The organism is Amycolatopsis sp. SB7-3 (assembly GCF_041021335.1).
GTDB lineage: Bacteria > Actinomycetota > Actinomycetes > Mycobacteriales > Pseudonocardiaceae > Amycolatopsis > Amycolatopsis japonica.
In genome coordinates this window covers 866,073-886,746 of record NZ_JBFPJQ010000001.1, presented here as the reverse complement: position 1 = coordinate 886,746, position 20,674 = coordinate 866,073, and the positions used below count along the sequence as shown (strand labels likewise).

24 protein-coding genes are annotated in these 20,674 nt (G+C 69.3%); 12 read left to right on the top strand and 12 right to left on the bottom strand.

The features are described 5' to 3' along the window. Position 1: 1 nt before the first annotated feature. Positions 2 to 496: a GNAT family N-acetyltransferase gene (locus AB8M46_RS04325; RefSeq protein ID WP_394359604.1), complete on the bottom strand. Its 495-nt coding sequence runs from the start codon at positions 494 to 496 to the stop codon at positions 2 to 4. A 128-nt stretch (positions 497 to 624) separates the two neighbouring features. Continuing rightward, positions 625 to 1,404, bottom strand: coding sequence for an IclR family transcriptional regulator (locus AB8M46_RS04320; protein WP_394359603.1), 780 nt, complete (start codon positions 1,402 to 1,404; stop codon positions 625 to 627). A 111-nt stretch (positions 1,405 to 1,515) separates the two neighbouring features. Between AB8M46_RS04320 and AB8M46_RS04315 the strand changes: the two genes are divergently transcribed. After that, the gene (locus tag AB8M46_RS04315) at positions 1,516 to 2,424 is read left to right on the top strand and encodes an SDR family oxidoreductase (RefSeq protein ID WP_037341256.1); all 909 of its coding nucleotides are present in this window, start codon (positions 1,516 to 1,518) and stop codon (positions 2,422 to 2,424) included. Here AB8M46_RS04315 and AB8M46_RS04310 read toward each other — a convergent pair. Together AB8M46_RS04310 and AB8M46_RS04305 are read right to left on the bottom strand one after the other, a co-directional pair. Further along, entirely contained in the window at positions 2,415 to 3,935 is a 1,521-nt protein-coding gene (locus AB8M46_RS04310; RefSeq protein ID WP_394359602.1) for a PH domain-containing protein, read from the bottom strand. The genes AB8M46_RS04315 and AB8M46_RS04310 overlap by 10 nt on opposite strands. After that, positions 3,932 to 4,471: a PH domain-containing protein gene (locus tag AB8M46_RS04305; protein WP_394359601.1), complete on the bottom strand. Its 540-nt coding sequence runs from the start codon at positions 4,469 to 4,471 to the stop codon at positions 3,932 to 3,934. The genes AB8M46_RS04310 and AB8M46_RS04305 overlap by 4 nt, the downstream gene beginning before the upstream one ends. A gap of 105 nt (positions 4,472 to 4,576) precedes the next feature. Between AB8M46_RS04305 and AB8M46_RS04300 the strand changes: the two genes are divergently transcribed. Further along, on the top strand, positions 4,577 to 5,497 hold the full coding sequence (locus tag AB8M46_RS04300; protein WP_394360840.1) for a proteasome assembly chaperone family protein: 921 nt from the start codon (positions 4,577 to 4,579) through the stop codon (positions 5,495 to 5,497). A 118-nt stretch (positions 5,498 to 5,615) separates the two neighbouring features. Here the strand turns inward: AB8M46_RS04300 and AB8M46_RS04295 are convergent, their stop codons facing one another. After that, complete coding sequence (locus AB8M46_RS04295) at positions 5,616 to 6,269, bottom strand: NAD(P)-dependent oxidoreductase (RefSeq protein WP_394359600.1); 654 nt, start codon at positions 6,267 to 6,269, stop codon at positions 5,616 to 5,618. A 142-nt stretch (positions 6,270 to 6,411) separates the two neighbouring features. On the opposite strand from AB8M46_RS04295, the gene AB8M46_RS04290 reads away from it, so the two are divergent. After that, on the top strand, positions 6,412 to 7,236 hold the full coding sequence (locus tag AB8M46_RS04290) for a class I SAM-dependent methyltransferase (RefSeq protein WP_378425319.1): 825 nt from the start codon (positions 6,412 to 6,414) through the stop codon (positions 7,234 to 7,236). On the opposite strand, the gene AB8M46_RS04285 is transcribed toward AB8M46_RS04290, so the two are convergent. Next, complete coding sequence (locus AB8M46_RS04285) at positions 7,233 to 7,559, bottom strand: YciI family protein (RefSeq protein ID WP_394359599.1); 327 nt, start codon at positions 7,557 to 7,559, stop codon at positions 7,233 to 7,235. The genes AB8M46_RS04290 and AB8M46_RS04285 overlap by 4 nt on opposite strands. A gap of 8 nt (positions 7,560 to 7,567) precedes the next feature. Further along, entirely contained in the window at positions 7,568 to 8,002 is a 435-nt protein-coding gene (locus AB8M46_RS04280; RefSeq protein WP_378425344.1) for a MarR family winged helix-turn-helix transcriptional regulator, read from the bottom strand. 110 nt (positions 8,003 to 8,112) lie between these two features. On the opposite strand from AB8M46_RS04280, the gene AB8M46_RS04275 reads away from it, so the two are divergent. Next, positions 8,113 to 8,778, top strand: coding sequence for a nitroreductase/quinone reductase family protein (locus AB8M46_RS04275; RefSeq protein ID WP_394359598.1), 666 nt, complete (start codon positions 8,113 to 8,115; stop codon positions 8,776 to 8,778). A gap of 113 nt (positions 8,779 to 8,891) precedes the next feature. Further along, positions 8,892 to 9,749 (top strand): DUF11 domain-containing protein, encoded by an 858-nt coding sequence (locus AB8M46_RS04270; RefSeq protein ID WP_394359597.1) that lies wholly within the window; start codon positions 8,892 to 8,894, stop codon positions 9,747 to 9,749. Positions 9,750 to 9,793: 44 nt separating this feature from the next. Here AB8M46_RS04270 and AB8M46_RS04265 read toward each other — a convergent pair whose 3' ends face one another. From AB8M46_RS04265 to AB8M46_RS04255, 3 genes are all read right to left on the bottom strand, one after another. Beyond that, on the bottom strand, positions 9,794 to 10,990 hold the full coding sequence (locus AB8M46_RS04265; protein WP_394359596.1) for an RNA polymerase sigma factor: 1,197 nt from the start codon (positions 10,988 to 10,990) through the stop codon (positions 9,794 to 9,796). Further along, positions 10,991 to 11,386, bottom strand: coding sequence for a YciI family protein (locus AB8M46_RS04260; protein WP_235213365.1), 396 nt, complete (start codon positions 11,384 to 11,386; stop codon positions 10,991 to 10,993). A gap of 105 nt (positions 11,387 to 11,491) precedes the next feature. Continuing rightward, on the bottom strand, positions 11,492 to 12,484 hold the full coding sequence (locus tag AB8M46_RS04255; protein ID WP_394359595.1) for an isopenicillin N synthase family dioxygenase: 993 nt from the start codon (positions 12,482 to 12,484) through the stop codon (positions 11,492 to 11,494). Between the two features lie 113 nt (positions 12,485 to 12,597). On the opposite strand from AB8M46_RS04255, the gene AB8M46_RS04250 reads away from it, so the two are divergent. The 7 genes from AB8M46_RS04250 to AB8M46_RS04220 all read left to right on the top strand — a co-directional run bounded on the left by AB8M46_RS04250 (position 12,598) and on the right by AB8M46_RS04220 (position 19,387). Further along, the gene (locus AB8M46_RS04250; RefSeq protein ID WP_394359594.1) at positions 12,598 to 13,335 is read left to right on the top strand and encodes a class I SAM-dependent methyltransferase; all 738 of its coding nucleotides are present in this window, start codon (positions 12,598 to 12,600) and stop codon (positions 13,333 to 13,335) included. Continuing rightward, entirely contained in the window at positions 13,319 to 14,410 is a 1,092-nt protein-coding gene (locus tag AB8M46_RS04245; RefSeq protein WP_037341276.1) for an iron ABC transporter permease, read from the top strand. The genes AB8M46_RS04250 and AB8M46_RS04245 overlap by 17 nt, the downstream gene beginning before the upstream one ends. Next, entirely contained in the window at positions 14,410 to 15,198 is a 789-nt protein-coding gene (locus AB8M46_RS04240) for an ABC transporter ATP-binding protein (protein WP_081975875.1), read from the top strand. The genes AB8M46_RS04245 and AB8M46_RS04240 overlap by 1 nt, the downstream gene beginning before the upstream one ends. Further along, positions 15,195 to 16,178 (top strand): ABC transporter substrate-binding protein, encoded by a 984-nt coding sequence (locus AB8M46_RS04235; RefSeq protein ID WP_394359593.1) that lies wholly within the window; start codon positions 15,195 to 15,197, stop codon positions 16,176 to 16,178. The genes AB8M46_RS04240 and AB8M46_RS04235 overlap by 4 nt, the downstream gene beginning before the upstream one ends. Then, positions 16,175 to 17,230, top strand: coding sequence for a cysteine synthase family protein (locus AB8M46_RS04230; RefSeq protein ID WP_394359592.1), 1,056 nt, complete (start codon positions 16,175 to 16,177; stop codon positions 17,228 to 17,230). The genes AB8M46_RS04235 and AB8M46_RS04230 overlap by 4 nt, the downstream gene beginning before the upstream one ends. Next, a complete protein-coding gene (locus AB8M46_RS04225; protein WP_394359591.1) occupies positions 17,227 to 18,417 on the top strand; it encodes an ATP-grasp domain-containing protein in 1,191 nt (396 codons plus the stop codon). The genes AB8M46_RS04230 and AB8M46_RS04225 overlap by 4 nt, the downstream gene beginning before the upstream one ends. A gap of 67 nt (positions 18,418 to 18,484) precedes the next feature. After that, positions 18,485 to 19,387 carry an SDR family NAD(P)-dependent oxidoreductase gene (locus tag AB8M46_RS04220; protein ID WP_394359590.1) on the top strand — a complete coding sequence of 301 codons (903 nt, stop codon included), beginning with the start codon at positions 18,485 to 18,487 and terminating at the stop codon, positions 19,385 to 19,387. Here AB8M46_RS04220 and AB8M46_RS04215 read toward each other — a convergent pair. Together AB8M46_RS04215 and AB8M46_RS04210 are read right to left on the bottom strand one after the other, a co-directional pair. Next, on the bottom strand, positions 19,384 to 19,953 hold the full coding sequence (locus AB8M46_RS04215) for a hypothetical protein (protein ID WP_394359589.1): 570 nt from the start codon (positions 19,951 to 19,953) through the stop codon (positions 19,384 to 19,386). The genes AB8M46_RS04220 and AB8M46_RS04215 overlap by 4 nt on opposite strands. 47 nt (positions 19,954 to 20,000) lie before the next feature. Then, positions 20,001 to 20,618 (bottom strand): TetR/AcrR family transcriptional regulator, encoded by a 618-nt coding sequence (locus AB8M46_RS04210; RefSeq protein WP_125734373.1) that lies wholly within the window; start codon positions 20,616 to 20,618, stop codon positions 20,001 to 20,003. Positions 20,619 to 20,674 lie beyond the last annotated feature (56 nt).

The following is a 20,674-nucleotide window of genomic DNA, read 5'->3' as shown; positions in this document are numbered from 1 at the left end:
GTCACCGCCGCATGGTCACCCGAGGCCACGCGTCCAGGCCGCGGGCGATTTCGTGGGCGCGGATGGCCCGAAGGCCCTCCGTGAGGCTCCTTTCGTCGAGTGTCGTGAAGCCGAGCCGGGCGTAGTACGGCGCGTTCCACGGCACCTCGGCGTACGTCGTCAGCGTCAGTCCGGCGAGGCCTTCTCGCGAGGCCCACTCCGCGGCGTGTTCGATCAGCCGCCGCCCGAGACCCCGGCGCGCGTGATCGGGATGGACGGACACCTGCTCGATATGCCCGTGACCGTCGACGACCTCGGCGAGCAGGTACGCCACCGGGCCGTCGCCGGCGTCCCAGACCCAGGCCCGGCCGTCACGCTGGAAGGCCGTGAGGTCCGCGATCGAGGGCGGATCGTCGTCGGCGATCGCGGCCATGCCGAGCGCGCGGAACGGTTCGCCCGCGGCGCGTTCGATGTCCTGGAGCGCGGGCAGGTCTTCGGGAATGGCGAGTCGGATCACGGATCGAGTTGTACCCGCCGGGCTGAGCGGCCGCGCGCGAATTACCGCGAGGGGGACTCGCGTGATCAGGAGGCGAACACGCGTGATTGAACGGCGAACTCGCGTGATTGGAGGGCGAACTCGCGTGATCAGAGGGCGAACGACGAAACGGCGCGATGGATCCGGCTCGCGTACGACTGGAGCGCGACGATGGCGGCCCGTTTCGCGTCGTCGCCGATCCGGGTCGCGGGGGCGGCCAAGGTGAGCACCGCGGGCCGGTGCCCGGTGCTCGGGATCGGCACCGAACACGACCAGACGCCGTCGTCCAGTTCGCCCCAGCTCACCGAATACCGGTTCGCCCCGGCGCGTTTGACCTCTTCCCGGACGCTCGGGCCGCGGCGCTGGACGATCGACGAAAGCCGTCTTTCGCGTTCGCCCTCCGGCAGCATGGCGAGCAGCATCTTGCCCGAGGCGCCGGTGCCGAGCGGGACGGAATGCCCCGGCTGGAAGGTGAACCGCATCGCGCGTTCGCATTCGACCTGGTCCGCGCAGACCGCGGAGTCGCCGAAATGCTGGAACAGCAGCACCGTCTCGCCGAGGTCGCGGGCCGCCTCCTCCATCGACGGCCGGGCGAGGCGGGCGAGATCGTTGGCCAGTTGCGCTGCCCGCGCGAGCGGCATCACCTGGCTCGTCACGTGATAGCGCCCCGTCTTGCCCTCCTCCAGGAGTTGGAGTTCCTTCAGCAGTGCCACATAGCGGTACGTCGTGGCGACCGGGGTGCCGATCCTCGCGGCCAGTTCGGCGACGCTCGCGTCCCAGCGGCGTTCGGAAAAGGAGAGCAGCAGCTGCAGTACCTTGCGTGAACTGCTGGCGCCGGGGGTGCGTTTCGGCGGGGCGGTGGTGTCCAGGGATCGTGCGGCAGGCGTCATCTCGACCTCTCGCCGGAGAATCACGAAGAGTCAAGAAAGTAGCACATTGTGTGAATTGCCGACCAGGGACTTTGGTCCACGAACAAGCGGACTTCTTGCTAGGTTCGGACCATGGAAAAGCCATTGACGGGCAAGATCGCGTTGGTCGCCGGGGCGACTCGCGGGGCCGGTCGGGGAATAGCGGTCCAGCTCGGTGCCGCGGGCGCGACCGTTTACGTGACCGGCCGCAGTACCGGTTCCCGGCGCTCGGAAATGAATCGCCCGGAGACGATCGAGGAGACGGCGGCGCTCGTCGACGAGGCCGGCGGGCACGGGATCGCGATCGGTGTGGACCATTTGGAGGCGGACCAGGTCCGCGAACTGGTGGAACGGATCGACGCCGAACAGGGCGCACTGCACGTGCTGGTCAACGACATCTACGGCGCGCCCATCGAATGGGACAAGACGGTCTGGGAGTCCACTTTGGACGTCGGGCTGCGGACGCTGCGACTCGCGATCGACACGCATGCGATCACCAGCCATTTCGCGCTTCCGCTCATGATCAGGAATCCGGGCGCGCTGGTCGTCGAGGTCAACGACGGCACCACCGAGTACAACTCGGAGAACTACCGCGTTTCGTTCTTCTACGATCTCGCCAAGACCGCGGTGAACCGGATGGCGTTCGCGCTCGGGCATGAATTGGCACCGCATGGCGGTACCGCGGTGGCCGTCACGCCGGGCTGGTTGCGTTCCGAAGCGATGCTCGACGCTTATCGGGTGACGGAAGAGAATTGGCGCGACGCGACGAAGGTGCAACCGCACTTCGCCATTTCTGAAAGCCCCGCGTTCGTTGGCAGGGCGGTCGCGGCGCTGGCCGGTGACGCGGAAGTCGCCCGGTGGAACGGGAAATCGATGTCCAGTGGCGAATTGGCGAAGGAATACGGATTCACCGACCTCGACGGCAGCAGGCCCGACTGCTGGCGTTATCTCGTCGAAGTCCAGGATCCCGGTCTGCCCGCGGACGTCACCGGCTATCGCTGAGCATCACGGCGAAGGAAGGGCGTGAGCAGGCCGGGCGCGGCGCGCTCCGCCATCGCCAGTCCGGCCGATTCGCCGACGTCGACCACCTGGTAGCCGCCCTTGCCCGCCGCGATCGGGGCCGTCACGGTGATCAATCCGGCGCGGCGCTGGAAGAACGAGCGGCTGACGACGATGCCGGTGACGCCCTCACGCCGGATCGCCACCGTCGCCCGCGCGAGCGAACCGGACCGGCTGACCAGGTACCGCCCGACGATGGCGTGGCCGAGGTTGCGGTAGCGGTCCCAGCCCACCAGCGCGGCGAACGGCACCAGGCCGAGCGCGACCTGCCACATCCACGACGGCAGGAAATCGATCCACGCCAGCCCGAACAGCACCGCCGCGAGCAGCAGCACGCCGCCGATCGCGCGGGTGAGCCGCCTCGTCAGCGCCCGTCGCGGATGCCGGTTCAGCGGCACGGTGGCCGGGTCGAAGTTCTCGCGCAGCACCTCGGCGGCGACCTCGTGGACCCGGCCGACGGGCGCGGGCGGCAGCAGGAGCCCGCCGCCCTTGTCCCCGCCCTTGCCCTCGCGCAGCCCGCCCGCGATCGCGGTGAGCCGCGCCCCGCCCGCGATCCGCAACGGCAGCGGCTCCTTCACCTCGACGCCGCGAAGCCGTTCTTCTTCGATGGACACCGAACGCGTGGTGATCAGCCCGCGCCGGACGTGCAGGGTGCCCTCGGATTCCCTGGTGAGCTTGAAGTTCCAGAACGAGAGCACGTAGCCGCCGACGGACAGCAGCGAGACGACCACGAGCAGGCCGACCGCCGCGACGACCACGATCAGCCACACCGCCGTGTTCGCCAGATCGTCCAGGAGGTCCCGCAGCGGTCCGACGTTCTCCGGGGCGATGTCCAGCTGGTGCGCGAAATGCCAGACCGCGGCGAACACCGCGCCCACCACGGCGAGGCCGGACAGCGTGAACGGCGCGTACCGCACCCACTTCCGGTCGACCTCCGCCACGACCTGTTCCGGGGGTGCCGCCTCGGCTTCCGGAGAGATCTCCTTGCGGTGCAACAGCACCGTGCGCAGGCGGTGCGCCTCGGCCTGGCTGACCGCGTCGAGCACCAGCTGGTCGTTGCCCGAGCCCTGCGCCACCGAATGCCGTCCGGTGCCGATGCGCGCGGCGCTGAGGGAGAACAAACGGTGCTTCGGTTCCGACGTGACGTCGACCGTGCGGATCCGGTCCAGCGGGATCGCGCGATGTTTGCGCAGCAGCAGCCCCGTGGTCCATTCCACCTGGCCGTCCGCGACGCGGTACCGCGACGTGAGGACATGCGAGACGCCGACGAACACGGTCAGGGCGGTGACGCCCAGCCCGAACCATTCCCAGCCGTTGCCCCGGCCGAGGATCACCGTCCCGATCAGCACCGGCAGCGATTTGACGACGTCGAGGACGGGGCGGATCAGCAGCATCCGCCGGTCGAGCCGGTGCCACTGGCCGACCTCGGCGTCCGGCGGTGCCTCCGTGCTCATGTCGCGTCACCCGGAGTGGCCTGCGTGGTCCTGGTGAGTTCCGCGGCCAGCGCGAGCGCCTGGGTGTGGTCGAGACCGGAGATCTTGACCGGGCCCGCGGCCGACGCCGTCGTCACGGTGATCTTCGCCAGCCGGAACAGCTGCTCGACCGGGTCGCGTTCGATGTCGACGGTCTGGATCCGCGAGATCGGCGCGATCCGCCAGTCCTGTTTGAGCCAGCCTTCCTGCGTGTACACGGCCTCGCCGGTGACCTCCCAGCGGTGGATCCGGTACCGCCACTGCGGCATGACCAGCAGATGCAGGGGTGCGAGCACGCAGGAGATCGTCAGTGTCACCGTGAGCCACGTCGGCGCGTCGTCGCTCGTGAGCACGAACACGGCTTGCGCCGCGACGAGGATCACCCAGCCGACCGCGGCCCACACCGTCCAGTAGCCGATGGCGCGCCTGCTCACCCGATTGGCGGGTGGGCGCAGGCCGAGGGTCTCTTCCGTCACCCCTCCACCCTGCACCACCTCGGTGTGGACCGCCCACGACACCTGTCACGGACCGATAGGATTTCGGCCACGGCCGGCGGAATGGATACCCCCTATCGGGGCGTTGCCACCCGTAGACGGTTGCACGCACGAAACCTGGAGGATCTGGTGGCGCTGGACCCGGAAGACCTGTACGAGGTGGACTCGGACGTCCCTGACCTCGGCGGGGCCGTGCTCCTGCACTACTTCGACGGCTTCATGGACGCGGGCTCGGCGGGCAAACTCGTCGCCGAGCAGCTCCTGAACTCCTCCGAGCACCGCGTGATCGCGCGGTTCGACGTCGACCGGCTCATCGACTACCGCTCGCGGCGCCCGGCGATGACCTACTCCATCGACCACTGGGAGGCCTACGACGCCCCCGAACTGGTCGTCCACCTGCTGCACGACGCCGACGGCGTGCCGTTCCTGCTGCTCACCGGGCCGGAACCGGACCACGACTGGGAGCGGTTCTGCGCGGCCGTCCGCGGCCTGGTCGAGCGCTGGAACGTCCGGCTCACCACCGGTTTCCACGGCATCCCGATGGGCGCGCCGCACACCCGCCCGCTCGGCGTGACCGCGCACGCGACGCGGAACGAACTGGTCGGCGAACACCGCCCGCTGCCCAACCGGATGCAGGTGCCGGGGAGCATCGCCGGGCTGCTGGAGTTCCGCTTCGGCGAGTGGGGGCACGACGCTTCCGGGTTCGCGGCGCACGTGCCGCACTACCTGGCGGACTCGACGTACCCGAGCGCCGCGCTGAACCTGCTGGGCGCCGTGGCCGCGGCGACCGGGCTGAACCTGCCGGACGGGGAGCTGCGGGAGGCATCGCACGAGGCGGAGGCCGAGATCGCCCGCCAGGTCGCCGGCTCGGAGAAGGTCGCCGACGTGGTGCGGGCGCTGGAACAGCAGTACGACACGTTCATGGAGGCGTCGGGCAAGGAAAGCCTGCTCGCGGAGTCGGTCGAGCACATGCCGACCGCCGAGGAGCTGGGCAACCAGTTCGAGCGGTTCCTGGCCGAGCAGAACGGCGGGGACTCGCCGGAGCGCTGAGTCACGCTCGTGAAGTACCGGCGACCGCGCGTGAAGGCCGAGTCCGTGAAGGCCTCCTTGCCTACCTTCAGGGTAGGGAAGGAGGCCTTCACGGACCTGCGGCCGACTGCCACCACATTCAGTAGTCGACGGCGACCATCACCCTCGAATGCGCCGGCCGCTCGATCTCGTCGACCAGCGCGACCGCGAGATCCGCGTACGAGAACGGCTTCGCGTCCTCCGCGCGCGGCAGCACCCGGTGGTCCCCGCTGCGGTACACGCCCGTGCGCTCGGCGTGTTCGTCGAGGAACACCGGCGGTGGCGCGACGATCACCCAGTCGAGCTCATCACCGGACGTACGGAAGACCTCCAGCTCCGCCGTGTGCCCGAGCGAGAACTCGCGGTGCTCGGGCGGCACACCCGGCTGATCGTGCAGGGCGACGCCCGGTTCGATCTCCAGCGCCGTTCCGATACCGACGACGACCAGTCTCGCGACCCCGGCGCGCCCGAGGCCGTCGATCAGCGCGTGCGCGGCGGCCGGGTAGTACTCGCGTGACGGGAGGTCCGCGCGGTAGACGGAACTGATCGCGGCGTCGTGTCCGGCGGCGGCCTTCGCGACGTCGTCCGCGACGGTGACGTCGGCGGCGATCAGGGTGACGTTGTCCCCGGCGAGATCCGCGTGGCGGCCGGGATCCCGGACGGCGGCGGTGACCTGGTGCCCGCGGCTCACGGCTTCGGCGACGGCACGGCGCCCTCCGCGCCCGCCCGCCCCGAAGATGACGATGCTGCTCATCGCGCTCCTTTTCTCGTGCCGGTACCCGGGTACCGGCGGCGAACGCGATGCTAGGAGCGGACCCCTCGGTTACCGCAACGAAACCGGGGCGCGGGATGTTCTGGTCCCGTTCACTCGAACGGTGCTGGTGTATCGTCCCGGAATGCGTCACCTGGTACCCCATTCAGCCCTGAAGACCTTGGGCCGTTCGGCCCGCGGAACGTTCGGCCGGGGCCTGCACCGGCTCGCCCGGCGATTCCATGATCCCTATACGGCGGAACTGGAACGGATCGCCGCGGAATTGCGGGCGGAGATCGTCCGGCAGGGGGACCGCTGTTTCGACCGGATCGTCGAGTTCGAAATCCGGAGCCGTCGCGACATCATCTACGCGGGCGATCAGGACGCGGCCCGCGACAGCAACCGGTTCGCCCGCGAGCACCTGACCGGGACCAAACACTTCGCCCGTCCACAGGAGACTCTCGCGTACGCGCTTTCCCTTGCCCCGTCAGGGGGAATGGCCCTCGAATTCGGCGTCGCGAGCGGGAACACGCTGCGCGTGATCGCCAAGGCCCGTGGCGGCGTCGAGACCTACGGGTTCGACTGGTTCCAGGGCCTGCCGGAGAACTGGCTCAATGGCATGCCCGCCGGTTCGTTCGCGCGCGACGACCTGCCGGACGTCCCCGGCGCCGAACTCGTCGTCGGCCTTTTCGCCGACACGCTTCCCGGCTTTCTCGAGCGGCATGAGGGCGTCGTCGATTTCCTGCATGTGGACGGTGATCTGTACAGCTCGGCGAAAACGGTGCTCGACCTGGTGGGGCCACGTCTGCGGGCCGGCAGTATCGTGCACTTCGACGAGTTCTTCAATTACCCCGGCTGGCAGCGGCACGAGCACCGGGCGTGGCTGGAATACGTCGAGCGCACCGGTGTCGAATTCGAATACGTGGCCTACACCTATGCCGACAATCAGGTCACCGTGCGGATCGCCTAAAGCAGTTCGCGCACTTCGATAGTTCCGATCGCGGCCCACGGGTGGGTCTTCGCCGCTTCGAGGGCTTGTCCGCGGCTCTCGCATTCGAGGATGGCGATGCCGCCGATCTGCTCCTTCGTCTCGGCGAAGGGACCGTCGGTGAGCAGTGCCTCGCCTCCCCGGACGCGGACGGTCGTCGCCGACTCGGGCGGGTGCAGGCCCATCCCTTCGACGCGCAGGCCGCGCCGCGTCAATTCCCCGGACCAGGCGCGGCAGGGTTCGGTGATGTCGGTGTCGAGCCCTTCGTCGCCGACGGTTCCGCCGAGCATGAGCAGGTAGCGCATCGGTCCTCCTAGTCGGTCAGTCCGTCTTCGTACGCGCGCAACGTGTCGATGAACGTCCGGCGCTCGGCCGGGCTCAGCGGCGCGAGCGCCTTCTGCCAGGCGCGGGCACCCTGCGCGAGCCAGCCGTCGATCGCGGGCCGCATCCGTTCGGTGATGGCGACGATCCGGCGACGCCGGTCTGCTTCGTCCTCACGCCGGTCGAGCACGTGCTTCTTGCTCAGTTCGCCGACCATCAGGCTCACCGTGGTCGGGGCGACCTCGAGCCGTTCGGCCAGTTCGTTCACCGTCATCGGTCCGTCGAAGAGCAGGTACGACAACAGCGACAGGTGCCGCGGCGCCAGTGACAGCGACTGGAGTTCTTCGGGGATCTTGATCCGCTTCGCCCGCCCGACCATCCGCGGCATGAGCAGCAGCAAGGCCCGCACGGCGTCGTCGACTTCCATGTCCTCGGTTGACACCGGCCACCCTCCTGGATACCTTTGCGAACAAAGAGGCTTTGTTTGCAAAGCAAAATAGCTTTCGTCCTGATGCTACCTGGGGAGTTCCGTTGCTGATGACCACCGCGGACGCCGAATCGGGGCGTCCTCGCACCACTCGCGTCGCTTGCCGTCCATCCGGAAGCCGGTATCTGGTGTACGCGCCCGACGACGCTTCGCCTTGGTATCGCGACCTTCTCGCCAGTCCACAAGCGACACTCGAGATCGACGGGATGCCCCATGCCGCGCGTGCCGTGCCCCTCGAAGGCGGGGAACGCGGGTTCGCGTTGCACCTGCTGGAAGTCGATGCCGCCCGTGGCCGTGCGATCGCCGATCAGCTGCTCGTTCATCACGGCGAACTCAGGAAGACCTTGGCGGCCGCGCGGGCCGAACTCGACGGCGGGCCGGTCGCGGACCGGTCGGGCCTGCGGCGCGAACTGCTCGGCCATTGCGTGACCTTCTGCAACGACCTGCGCATGCACCATCTCCGCGAGGACGGCGCTTTCACCGCGATCGAGAAGGCCCATCCCGGGCTCGCGCCGGCGCTGAAGCGGTTGCGTCAGGAACACGAAACCGTGTCCCGCGCGCTGCTCGATCTCGACGCGTTGCTTCAGGGCGAGGGAGATCCCGGCAGTGTGCGCGAGAAGTTCGACCGGGTCGTGAGTGGACTTGAGGAGCACTTCGCCTACGAGGAGGCGAACCTGCTCCCCGCGCTCCGCGGTGAGGCTACTCCGTGCGGGTGAGCGCGTCAGGCCACCTGGCGGGAAACACCGGTAACGAATGTCCGTTCCTGGGCGACTGATCGTTGTCCGCTCCGATCGGCGCGACGCTCCTGACCCCGGGAATGTGAGATCCGATGAAGCTTCGAAGAACCACACTTCTGTCTCTTGCAGCCGCCGCGGCCACGATCGCGCTCGCCGTGCCGGCTCCCGCCTACGCGGAGACGCCCACCAGTTCGGTGGTGGTCTCCCCGACTACCGTCCAACGTGGACAGACGTTCACCGTCGAGCATTCGCTGTACAACGCGCTGACGGACGCGGCGATCGAAGGCGGCGCGGCGACGCTGTACGCCGCCGAAATCCCGCTCACCGAGATCGCCGAGGTCGTCTCGTGTCCCGGCGCGCTCAGCTGCAGTTCGCATGTCGTCAGCATTCGCGGCGGCGTCGGGGACGTGGCTCCCGGCGACAGCCGCAAGGTGACGTTCACCCTGCGCATCAAGGACACCGCCCCGCTCGGCCCGGTGACCCTGCGGCACCAGTTCCTCGGCGAGAACTACAGTTTCGAGACCTTCGACGGTCCCGTCCTGACCATCACCGGCGGCACCACCGCGGCCGATCTCGGGGTCACGCTGACCGCGTCCCCGCGCGGGATCCTGACCTCGTCGATCGACTACACGGTCAAGGTCACGAACGCGGGCCCGGGCGCGGCGTCCGGGATCCGGGTGGTGTCGACCCTCGGCAACGGGCTGCGTTTCACCGGCTCGCCGGCCTGCTCGAACCCGAGCGGCACCAAGGTCGTCAATTGTGACTTCTCGTCGCTCGCGTCCGGAGCCAGTGCGACGGCGAAGTTCTCGGTGGCCGCGGGGCTGTTGAGCATCGGACCGGTCAAGACGACCGCGAAGATCACGCAGAGTTCCGTCGCCGATCCGAACGCGGCCAACGACACCGCGTCGGCGACCTGCACGGCGATCACCGGACTTCTGCTCACCTGCTGAATCACTCCGTTCGGCACCCGCTCGTGAGCGGGTGCCGAACGGCGTCAGCGCAGGCGTTCGGCGCGAGCGTGGAGATAACGCTGGTGTGGCAGGCCGGTCGCCAGCCGCGCGGCGTCCACATAGGACTCGATGGCTTCGGCGGTGTCCCCGGTCATCTCGAGCAGATGCGCGCGGGCGGCGTGGAACCGATGGTCGCCGGAGATCCGGTCGCCGAGTTCTTCCAACGCCGCCAACCCTTCTCGTGGCCCGCGGGCCATCCCGACGGCCACGGCGTGATTGAGCGCCACCACGGGATTGTCGGAGAGCCGCAGCAGGACTTCGTACAGCGCCTCGATCTGCGGCCAGTCGGTCTCCTCGGCGCTCGGCGCCTCGTCGTGCAGCGCGGCGATCGCCGCTTGGATCTGGAACTGCCCGGTCGGCCCGTTCGGCAGCGCTTCGGACAGCAGCGCGATGCCCTCGGCGACGTACCCGGCGTTCCACCGGCCCCGGTCCTGTTCGGACATCGGGATCGGCGCGCCGTCCGGCCCCGTCCTCGCCGGACGGCGCGCGTCGGTGAGCAGCATCAGCGCGAGCAGGCCGGTGGCCTCGCCGTCGTCCGGCACCAGCCGGTGGACGATCCTCGCCAGCCGGATGGCTTCGGCGGAAAGATCGCTCCGCACCAGATCGGGGCCGGACGTGCTGGCGTAACCCTCGTTGAAGATCAGGTACAGCACATGGAGCACCGCGTCGAGCCGTCCCGGTCCCGTCGGCAGCGCGAACGGGACGCCGCTCGCCTTGATACCCGCCTTCGCGCGGCTGATCCGCCGGGTCATCGTCGCCTCGGGGACCAGGAACGCGCGCGCGATCTCCGCCGTCGTGAGACCGCCGACCGCCCGCAGCGTCAGCGCGATCTGCGACGCGGGCGAGAGAGACGGGTGGCAGCACAGGAAGAGCAGGACGAGCGTGTCGTCCGCGGACGTGACGTGCTCTTCCGGCAACCTCCACTGGAAGACGGTGTCCTCGCGACGACGCCGCGCCTGTTCGGCGCGGAGCAGATCGGTCAGCCGCCGTGAGGCGACGGTGATGAGCCACGCGCGCGGATCGTCGGGCCGCCCTTCGGCCGGCCATCGCGTCGCGGCGGCGAGAAGCGCCTCCTGGGTCGCGTCCTCCGCCAGGTCGAAGTGACCGTAGCGGCGGACGACGGCGCCGAGGACCTGCGGCGAAAGCTCGCGCAGCAGGTCTTCGACGCCGCTGTCCGGCACCTAGAGCTCCAGCTCTTCGAAGCTGTCGGCGCACGGCCGGATGTCGACGTACCAGTCGCGGCCGAGGTCGCTGCCCTCCGGATGCGGGGTGTTCGCCAGCTGGGCCGCGATCTCGGTCGCGCGGTCGTAGCTCGCGCAGTCGACGGTCGTGTACCCGACCAGGACCTCCTGCGTCTCGGCATACGGCCCGTCCGTGACCACGGGGGCGCCGTCGCGCAGGGAGACGCGGCGGGCGTGCGCAGGCTGGGAGAGGCCCTGCGCGTCGACGAACTCACCGGATTCGACCAGGTCGTTGTTCCACTTGCCCATGAACTCGTGCAGGGCCTTGACCTCGTCGGCGCTCCAGGTGCCCCCGATGTCGGCGAGGTCCTTCTGCGACCCGAACATCATGATCATGTACTTCACGGTTGTCTCCTCTCGGCCGGCACCCTTCCGGTGCCTTCTGCCGGGGACGTCGAAGCCGCCGGACAGGACCGGACACCGTTCGCCACGAATTCTCCCTCAACCGCGGTCGGCCGCCGTGTTCATCGCGTCGGCCGGTTCCAGGGTTCGCCCGCCGGTGATCTTGGCGTAGAGGTGCGCGCCGCCGAGGACCGGCGGATACTTCGGCGGGTTCCCGGGGGACTGGCAGGTCGGGAGGCATTCGAACCGGGCGTCGTGATCGCCGTCGAAGAAGAAGGCCACGCTGCGCCGTCGTGACGGTCCCGGCCCGGACGGCGGCACGACCCGGTGCAGCGTCGAACGCCAGCGGTCGTTCGTCCACTGCGCGGTGAGGTCCCCGAGGTTCACGACGAGCGCGTCTTCGGCGGGGATCACGTCGTGCCAGGCGCCGTCGGGGCCGTGGATCTGCAGGCCGGGGACAGGATCGGCGTAGAGCACGGTGACGATGCCGTAGTCGGTGTGCGCGCCGAGCCGCATCTGCCCGGGCAAGGGTTCGGGTGCTCCGGCGCGGCGCTCGAAGTGATTCACCCGCAAGGTGCGTGTCGGATGCCGGGTGTACGCGCCGAGGTAGCCGTCGGGAAGGCCGAGCGCCGTCTCGAAGATGTCCAGCAGCACGCGCGCGACGCGGTGGGCTTCGTCGGCGTACTCGGTGAGCGCGGGACGCAGGGTCTCGGGCAGCTCAGGCCAGATGTTGGGGACGAAGAAGCCGTACGGGTCTTCGCCGTCGATGTGCTCCGCGCCGATGACGAACGATTCCGACAGGTCGGGCGGCGTCGTCTCGCCGAGGCTGTACGCCAGCCCTTCGGTGCCTTCGGCCGCGTACCCGCGATCCGAGGCGCGGTCGGCGGGCGCGGAACGGAGCTTCTCCTCGACAGGGAGCGCGAAGAAGGCCGCCGTCGCTTCGCACATGGCGTCGATCGTCGTCCGCGGGATGCCGTGCCCGACGACCTGCAGGAACCCCACCCGCGTCAACGCCTCGTCGACGGTGTGCGCGAGCTTCGCGCGGTCGCCGTCGTGCCAGCTGCTCAGATCGACCGTCGGTACGAGAGTCATACCGCGACGGTAACCAGTGATCACTCCACGAGAAAGGCGGCGACGCCGGGAACCGAAGACGACCTTTCGACGACTTGTGGGGCTGAATCGTGCGGCCCGGCGAGCGGAGAGAGATGCACTGGTACGAGGACGACGACCTGTGGGTCGGCTTCGCGGACGTGATGTTCCCGCCCAGCCGGGCCGAAGAGGCCGAACGCCTGACGGCCACGTCACCGCTGCTCGAAGTCGCAGACGGCGCGAAGGTGCTCGACCTGGCCTGCGGCCCGGCGATCCACGTCGTCCCGCTCGCCAGGAGGGGTGCCGACGTGACCGGCGTCGACCTCAGCCCGGCGATGCTCGAACGCGCGCGCGAGGCCTGCGAAAACGCGGGAGTCGCCGCGAAGCTGATCCAGGCCGACATGCTCGAGTACACCGAGCCCGGCGCGTACGACCTGATCATCAACATGTACACGTCGTTCGGCTACTTCACCGAGCCCGGTGACAACCTCACTGTGCTGCGAAACGCCTACGCCAGCCTCGCGCCCGGCGGCAGGCTGCTGGTCGACGTGCTCGGCAAGGAGGTGCTGGCCGGCTGGGTCGGGCGGCCGAAGGCGGTCGACGTCGACGGCGGGACGGTGTTCATGCGCGACACCATCCTCGACGACTGGACCCGCCTCGAAACCGAATGGACCCTGGTGCGCGGCGGCGAGGCGAAGCGGGCGTCGATCCGCTCCTTCTTGTACAGCGCCGCGGAACTGAAGGCGCTGTTCGAGACCGCGGGCTTCACCGGCGTCGAATGCTTCGGCGACTTCGACGGCTCGCCGTACGACAACCACGCGCGCCGCCTGATCGTGCGTGGTGAACGTGCCTGAACCGCTCCGCCTCTTCGCGGAACCGGAAGACGAGACCTCACGCCCGCTCCGGCTCACCGGCCCGGTGCTCCTGCTCTCGGCAGCCCTCGTGCTCTCGCTGATCGCGGGCATCGCACTCGGCCCGACCACCGTCGCGCTCGCGGATGTCCTGCGCTACCTGGGAAAGGCGATCACCGGCGGCACCATCACCGGCGACGAGGTCACCGGGTACTCGATCGTCTGGCAGGTCCGCACGCCGCGGGTGCTGCTGGCGGCCGTGGTCGGCGCCGGGCTCGCGGTGGTCGGGGTGGCCGTGCAGGCGCTGGTCCGCAACGCCCTCGCCGATCCGTTCGTGCTGGGGATCTCCTCGGGTGCCTCGGTCGGCGCCGCCGCCGTGGTCGTGTTCGGCCTGTTCGCCGGGCTCGGCGTGCTGGCGCTGTCGACGGCCGCGTTCCTCGGCGCGCTCGGCGCGACCGCGCTGGTGTATCTGGCCGCCCGGAGCAAATTCGGGCTGACGCCGTTGCGGCTCGTGCTCACCGGGGTCGCGCTCACGTATGCCTTCCAGGCTGTGATGAGCGTGCTCGTCTACCTCTCGCCGAACGGCCAGGCCGCCCAGACCGTGCTGTTCTGGCTGCTCGGCAGCCTCGGCTCGGCGACGTGGGCGTCCCTGCCGCTGGCCGCGCTCGGCGTGGCCGTCGCGGTCGTGGTCCTGCTGCGCTACGGCACCGCGCTCGACGTCCTGTCCATGGGCGACGAGACCGCGATGAGCCTCGGTACCGACGCGGCCGCCTTGCGCCGCTGGCTCTTCCTGCTCACCGCGGTGGTCACCGGGTTGCTCGTGGCGGTCAGCGGTTCGATCGGCTTCGTCGGGCTGGTCCTGCCGCATGTGGTGCGGATGATCGCCGGTTCGGGGCACCGCCGGGTGCTGGCGCTCGCGCCGCTGGTGGGCGCCGTCTTCCTGGTGTGGGTCGATCTGCTGGCCCGCACGCTCGTCGCCCCCGAGGAACTGCCGCTCGGCGTGATCACCGCGTTGATCGGCGTGCCGGTGTTCCTCGTCGTGATGCGGCGCCGCGGCTACACGTTCGGAGGTCGCTGATGCTGTCGTTGCGCGAACTTTCCGTCGAGGTGGCCGGGACGACGTTGATCCGCGAACTGCGTTTGGACGTCGGCGCGGGCGAGGTCGTCGGCCTGCTCGGCCCCAACGGCAGCGGCAAGTCGACGGCGTTGCGCTGTGTCTATCGCGCGCTGGCCCCGTCCGGCGGCGCGGTCCTGCTCGACGGGACCGACATCGCGGAGCAGGGTCTGCGCGACACCGCCCGCCGGATCGCCGCGCTCACCCAGGACAGCCGGGCGGATCTCGACTTCACCGTCGAAGAGGTCGTCGCGCTCGGCCGTTCGCCGCATCAGCGCGGCAACCTCCGGCTTTCGGCCCGTGAACGCGCGCTGTGCCGGGAAGCGTTGCGGCGCATGGACATCACCCATCTCGCGCAGCGCGGTGTGCTGACGCTTTCGGGCGGCGAACGGCAGCGGGTCCTGGTGGCGAGGGCGCTCGTCCAGGAACCGGAGGTGCTGGTCCTCGACGAGCCGACCAATCATCTCGACGTCCGTCACCAGGTGGAGCTGCTGAAGTTCCTGCGTGGCTGCGGGCTCACCGTGCTCGTCGCGCTGCACGATCTCAACCTCGCCTCCGCCGTCTGTCACCGGATCGCGTTGCTGCGCGCCGGATCGCTCGCCGCCTGCGGCACGCCGTCCGAAGTGCTCACGCCGGAAACGGTCCACGCCGTCTTCGGCGTCGAGGTCACCCAGGTGACCCATCCCGTGACCGGCGCCCTCCAACTGCTCTACGACCTTCCCGCCGACGAAACCGAGGGGATCTCACGATGAAGCCGTCCAGGGTGACCGCGCTCTTCGCCGCGGCACTGCTCCTGAGCGCCTGCGGTGCCCAGGTCGAGGCAGGGCCGACCGCGCAGGCACAGGCCACGGTGACCAACTGCGGTGCGCAGGTCACCTTCCCGGCGCCGCAACGTCCGGTGGCCTACGACGTTTCCGGTGCCGAGAAGCTGTTCGCGCTCGGGCTCGCCGGCCGGATGCGCGGCTACGTGATGAATTCGCTCGGCGACCCGTCGATCGCCGGTTCGCCGTGGAAGGACGACTACGCCAAGGTCGAACGGCTCGGCACCTCGCGGGTCACCCGCGAGATCCTGGTGAACGCCAAGGCGGACTGGGTGATCGCGGGCTGGAACTCCGGGTTCAGCGAGGAACGCGGCATCACGCCGAAACTGCTGGAGCAGGTCGGCATCCGCAGCTACCTGCACACCGAGACCTGCTGGGAGTACCCCACCGCGAAGTCGGAGGTGACGCCGCTCGAAGCGCTCTACACCGACCTGCGCAACCTCGGTGACATCTTCGGCGTCCGTCAGCGGGCCGACGACCTGGTCGCCGAACTCAAGGGGCGCTTCGACAAGGTCCGCGCCGGAGCGCCGAAATCGCCGCCCGCCAAGGTGTTCGTCTACGACTCCGGCACCGATCAGCCCTTCACCGCCGGGAAACACGCCGCTCCCAACGACATCATCGAGGCCGCGGGCGGGACGAACGTCTTCCGCGAGCTGCAGGACGGCTGGGGAAGTGTGGGCTGGGAAGCGGTGGTGAAGGCCGAACCCGAGGTGATCGTCGTCGTGGATTACGCCGACCGGCCCGCGCAGGACAAGATCGCGTTCGTGAAATCCTCGCCACAGCTGAAGAACACCCCCGCCGTGCGCGACAACCGGTTCCACGTGATCTCCTACGGCGATCTCGTGAGCGGCCCGCGTAACGCCGCGGGCGCCGAGTCGCTGGCCGCGTACCTGCGCTCGATCGGCCGGTGACCGCGATGACCGCGCTGGTCCACGAACACGTCACCGACGCGATCAAGACGCCGTCGCTGATCCGGCTCGAACCGAACGTCGTGCTGATCCGCTTCGAAACACTGAAGGTCTACGCCGCACTCGGCGCGGTCCGGTCGCTGCTCGCCGACGGAACCGTCCGAAAGGGACAGACGCTGATCGACAGCTCCAGCGGGATCTACGCGCTCGCGCTGGCGATGGCCTGTCACCGCTACGGCCTGCGCTGCCATATCGTCGCGTCCACCACCGTCGACCTCACGATGCGTTCGCAGCTGGAGATCCTCGGTGCGACGGTGGATCAGATGCCGCCGTCGGACGACCTCCGCCTCGACCAGCGGCGCCGGGTCGCGCGCGTGCGCGAACTGCTGGACCGGCATCCGGACATGCACTGGATGCGCCAGTACCACGATCCCGTGCACTACCTGGGGTATGCCGAGGTCGCCGACCTCGTCGCCCGCGTCCTGCCGTCCGGGCCGCTCACCGTCGTCGGCAGCGTGGGCACCGGCGCGTCGACCGGAGGGATCGCGCGCTCGTTGCGCGAACGCGATCCGGACGTCCGGCTGACCGGCGTCCAGCCTTTCGGCAGTGTCACCTTCGGCAGCGAACGGTTCACCGATCCGGACGCGATCATCGCGGGGATCGGCTCGGCCATCCCGTTCGACAACGTCGACCACGAGCTGTACGACCGGATCCACTGGCTGGACTTCGTGCACGCCATGGCCGCGACCGTCGGCCTGATGCGCGAGCACGCCGTGTTCGCCGGGCTGTCCACCGGGGCCGCGTACCTCGTCGCGGGCTGGGAGGCGGCGCGGAACCCCGACCGGACGCATGTCGTGATCGGTGCCGACACCGGACATCGGTATACGGCAAGGGTTTTCTCCCGGCATCGGGAGGCCGTCGACCCGGCTACGCTCGCGCCGCGTGAGATCGCGTCGCTGGACGACCTCGCCCTGCCGTGGGCGGCCATGGACTGGCGGCGGCGCCGCTTCGGGAAACCCTCACTGCCGTTGTACCGGAAGGAGCGGGCGTCGTGACCGTCGTCCTGTTGGAAGCACTCACCTTCGGCCTGGGCAGGCTGGCCGACGCGGCGGCGGAGTCCGGGCGGAAGCTGGTGCTGTTCACCGGAAACCGCGACATCTACCGCTACGAACTCGGCACGCTGGGGCCGGACAGGGTCGAGGTCGTCGACATCGACACCACCGACATCGAGGCCTGCGAAACCGCGTTGCGCGCCATCCCGGACCTCGCCGGGATCATCAACTCGACGGACACCTGGGCGCTGCCGGGCGCGGAACTCACCGCCCGGCTCGGCCTGCCCGGTCCGGACGCGGCCGCCGTCCGGGTGCTGCGGGACAAGGGTGCGGTGCGTGATCTGCTGTACGAACACGGGCTCTCCCGCGGCAGGCCGGTACCCGTCATGGTCGCCGAAGAGCTCGGATTTCCGTTGGTGGTCAAGGACTCTTCGGGAACGTCGTCCCGTGGGGTGTGGCTCGTCCGCGATCAGGCCGAACTCGACCGGGCGAGGCTGGAGGCGAAGGAAACGCCGCTCAAGGGGCATCCGATCGCCGAACCGTATTTCGCCGGACCGCTCTACAGCGCGGAAACCGTCACCTGGCAGGGAAGGACCCGGCTGCTCGGGATCCTCTCCCGCCAGCTTTCGCCGGAACCCGTCCGGCGGGAGGAAGCGGCGGCGTTCCCGGTGGCCTTCCCCGAGGCCGAGTACGCCGAGTTGGCCGACTGGATCGGCCGGGTGCTCAAGGCGGCCGGACACGAGCAGGGATTCGCGCACACCGAGTTCGTGCTCACCGCAGACGGCCCGGAGGTCGTCGAGATCAACATCCGGATCGGCGGGGCGATGCTCGGCGAGGCGTTGTGCCGGTCGCTGGGCACCAACGTCTACTCCGCGATGATCGCCATGGCGCTGGGCGAGGAACCCGCCCTGCTCACCCGCAAGATCGGGGGAGGCCCGGGGATCGGGTTCGTCCTGGCGTATCCGGCCGTGGAGGGCGTGCTGAAGGGCTGGTCGGGGCTCGGCAGGTTGCCCGCGCTGCCCGGTGCGCCGGAGTGGTATCCGACGGCGAGCCCTGGCGACGAGATCCGGCATCTCGCGGATCAGCGGTCGTGCACCGGGATCGTCCTCGCCGAAGGGCCGACGGCGGAACTCGCGCTGCATCGCGCGCTGGCCGCGGCGGGCGGGATCACGCCGGAGATCGATTCTTGAGAGTTCTCTCAGATGGATAGTTCTACTTTCTGTTTTGGAAAGTGAGACTATCCATCTGGAGGAAACTGTGGGCGAAGCAGTGGGCAGGCGTGCGGTGCTCGGGGGTGCGGCGGCGGCCGGTGTCGCGATGCTGGCCGCGAACACCGCCACCGCGGGGGAAGACCGGCGGCGGTTCGCGGGCAAGGTCGTGATCGTCACCGGGGCGACGTCGGGGATCGGCCGTGCGGCGGCCGTCGCCTTCGCCGCGGCCGGAGCCAGGGTCGGCTTCTGCGGCAGGCGGGAAGAACTCGGCCGTGAGGTCGAGCGGGAGATCCGCCGCGCGGGAGGGGAGGCGACCTACTTCCGGGCGGACGTCCGGGTTCCCGAACAGGTTCAGGCCTTTGTGGACGGTGCCGTCCGCCGGTACGGCAGGCTCGACATCGCGTTCAACAACGCCGGGATCCACCTCGGCAAACCGCTGCACGAGATCTCCGTCGACGAATGGGAGGACGTGCAGCGCACCAACGCGCGGGGCGTGTTCCTCTCGATCAAACACGAGGTGCCGCATCTGCTGAAGGCGGGCGGTGGGGTGATCGTCTGCACCGCTTCGGCGCAGGCCGACCAGACCAGGCCAGGGCACGCCGCCTACACGTCGAGCAAACGCGCCGTGCAGGGGCTCGTGCGTGCGGCCGCGCTGGATTACGGGGCGAAGGGGATCCGGGTGCTGTCGATCGAGCCGGGGACGATCGACACGCGGCTGGTGCGGCCGCCGGGCATTCCGGACGATGCGTGGGCACGGTTCAAGAAGGCTTGGGGACCGTTGAACGTCCATGGCCTGCCGAGGATGGGCGAGGCGGCGGACATCGCTTCGGCCGTTCTCGCTTTGGCGTCACCGGATTTCGGCTACCTGACCGGGACTTCCGTCCTCGTCGACGGGGGTTTGAACACCGGGCGGCCGATGGTGATGCCGCCCGGCTTCACGACGCCTTAGTGCGGAGCCGCGCACTTCTTGGCCTCCGCGGCGGCGGCCATCAGGTCCTGCGTGTCGATTTTGAGCGCGGGCATGAGGTCGGGGGTTTCCGTGATCGGCTTCTGCGTGGCGTCCATCGCCTGGATGGCCGCGTCCATGGCCGCGCTGTTCCCGGACTTCTCCAACCGCTGCTTGCCCGTGTTCGCCGCGTCCCTCGCGGCGGTGTACTGGTCCACAAGGGACTTCCGCACCGTGTCGCCGCCGGGAATCGGCGACGGGGGCAGCGCGGTCAGTTCGTCGACGGCCTTGCCCGCGAAGCCCGCGCGGATCCCGAGTTCTTCCTTCAGCGCGTTGCGGGTCACTTCGGTCCCCGATCGCTGCTTGCTCGCGTAATCGTTGGAAGCCTTCATGTAGCCGTATATCGCGCCGCACATCCCGTCGAGCCAGGCGACGGTCTTGGCGTCCGGCCCGGCGGGCGCTTTCGACGCCGAGGACGGCGGGGTGACGGTGACCGTCGCGGGTGGCTCCCCGGAGCAGGCCGTCGTCACGAACAGTGCCAGGACGATGAGCAGAAGTTTCGTCTTCATGGAATCCCCTCCGGGGTGAACACGCGCCGGAGGGGCGGAGGGTTGCCTCAGCCGCAGCCGCCCATGATTCTGGCCAGTTCGGCGGGCTCCAGCGGGGGCTCCGGCAACGGGTTCGCGGCGGGTGCCCGCATCCCGTCGAACAGCAGCGCGAGATGACGTCGCCAGACCTCCGGCCGGACCGTCGCGGTCGCTTCCACGGTGCGCGCGATCCCCCAGGTCACGAAGGCCATGTCCTCGAGGGTGAAGTCTTCGCGCAGGGCGCCGCTCTCCTTGGCGCGTTCGACGATCCGGGTCATGAGTTCGTAGCCGCGTTCGAGGTCTTCGGCCTGCGGTGGCCGCGTCGAGGCCAGTTCGTTGTAGCCGCGGTCGGCGGCCTGCAGTTCGCAGACCCGTTCGACGAACGACGTCAAGCCGGTCCAGGCGTCGTCGAGGGAGAGCGCGTGTTCGGCCAGCTTCGCGACGGTCTCGGTCCGGTCGGCGAACACGGCGTTCACCAGATCCGCGCGCTGCGGGAAGTGGTTGTACAGCGTGCCGATGCTGACACCGGCGGTCTTGGCGATCTCTTCGAGCGCGACGTCGAGGCCGCGTGCCGCGTAGAGCCCCCTGGCCGCCTCGATCAGCAGGTCGCGGTTGCGCCGGGCGTCCTTCCGCAGGGGTTTGGTCATGACCGCATCGTAGTCAAGTTGAAGGTGGCCTCAAGTTGTGTGTACCTTCGAAGAAG